This is a genomic window from Ideonella sp. P3_A4 (genome assembly GCF_056403075.1).
Map to the genome: position 1 here is coordinate 1 of NZ_JBFUGE010000971.1, position 1,622 is coordinate 1,622.

The 1,622-nt window shown below is 69.4% G+C and carries 2 protein-coding genes; both read left to right on the forward strand.

Features of this window, described 5'->3' with window-relative positions; genetic code table 11:
* Positions 1–759 (forward strand): lysylphosphatidylglycerol synthase domain-containing protein (locus tag AC1DYI_RS34980; RefSeq protein WP_477208693.1); only part of this gene is annotated, 759 nt, incomplete at its 5' end.
* Positions 756–1,622, forward strand: an 867-nt coding sequence (gene ligD / locus AC1DYI_RS34985; protein ID WP_477208694.1) for a non-homologous end-joining DNA ligase, incomplete at its 3' end; no start/stop codon positions are given. The genes AC1DYI_RS34980 and ligD, both read left to right, overlap by 4 nt.

A 1,622-nucleotide genomic window follows, 5' to 3' on the forward strand; every position in this document is an offset into this window, starting at 1 on the left:
GTGCTCGGACGCGAGCCCGATGTCGAGGTGGCCGGTGCCGGCGCGGCGGTGCCGTCGCGCTGGGTGCTGGCGGTTGGCTTTGTTTCGTTCGCCGTCAAGCTCAACCTGGGCACTCTGCTCGGCGGAGTGGCCTTGCGCTATCGCCTGTACACCCGCTTGGGCATGAAGGTGGACGAGGTGACCCGCATCCTGGCCGCGAGCGTGTTGACCAACTGGTTGGGCTACGCGGGGCTGGCAGGCCTGCTGCTGCTGTGGCGGCCGCCGGAGCTGCCGCCCGGTTGGGAGGTGGGCGACGTCGCGCTGCAGGTGCTGGGCGTGGCGCTGTTGCTGCTGGCCGTGGCCTATGCCGCAGCCTGCCACTGGGCCGAAGGCCACCAGTGGCGCTGGCGCAGCCATGTGGTGACCTTGCCTTCGTCGCGCATGGCACTGGCGCAGCTGGGTCTGTCGGCGCTGCACTGGATGCTCACGGCCGCCGTCTGCTGGGCGCTGCTGGAACAACGTGTGGACTACGCCAGCGTGCTGAATGCGCTGCTGGTGTCGGCGGTGGCCGGTCTCGTCACCCACGTGCCGGGTGGCCTCGGCGTGCTTGAGGCGATCTTCCTTGCGCTGCTGCAAACGCGTGCCGGCCAGGCCGACCTGCTGGCCGCGATGCTGGGCTACCGGGTCATCTTCTACCTGGTGCCGCTGGCGCTGGCCGCCTTGCTGTTCTTCGTCATCGACCGCCACCGGGTGGTGCCTTTCAGAAGGAGACCCGAATGATCCACCGCCATCCAGCGGATGCGCCGGCTGTCGCGCACCCCGACAGCGCACGCGTCGGCAGCCTGCGCGTGTCGCACCCGGACCGGGTGGTCGACCCCAGCACCGGCCTGACCAAGCTCGACCTCGTGCGCTACTACGAAAGCGTCGCCGAACGCATGCTGCCCCACCTGCAAGGCCGGCCGGTGGCCCAGGTGCGCGGGCCGCAGGGCATCCGCGGCCAGCTTTTCTTCCAGCGCCACGACAGCAGTGCAGACGATGACGAGGCCCCGCTGAAGATCGGCACCGCCCACGCGCTGCTGGCCGCTGCCCAACTGAACGTGATCGAGTTCCACACCGGCAATGCGCGCCTGCGCAACCCCGACAAGCCCGACCGCATGGTGTTCGACCTGGACCCCGGCGACGGCGTGGCATGGCCGCATGTGCAGGAGGGCGCGCAGCTGGTGCGAGCCATGCTTCAGGAGCTTGGGTTGCAAGCCTGGCTCAAGACCAGCGGCGGCAAGGGCCTGCACGTGGTGGTGCCGATCGCCAGCCGCTGGCCGGCCGATGCGGTGCGGGCTTTTTCGAAAGCCGTGGTCGAGCACCTGGCGAAGACCGTGCCGCAGCGCTTTGTCGCGAAGAGCGGCCCGCGCAACCGTGTCGGCAAGATCTTCATTGACTACCTGCGCAACGGCAGCGCTGCCACCACGGTTGCCGCCTTTTCAGCCCGCGCGCGGCCGGGCCTGGGCGTGTCGATGCCGGTGGCCTGGGAGCAGCTGCCCGAGCTGACCAGCGGCGCACATTGGACCGTGCAGACGGCCGGCGATCACTTGTTGGCGGAAAAGACCGACCCTTGGGGCCACTACGCCGACAGCCGTCAATCGCTC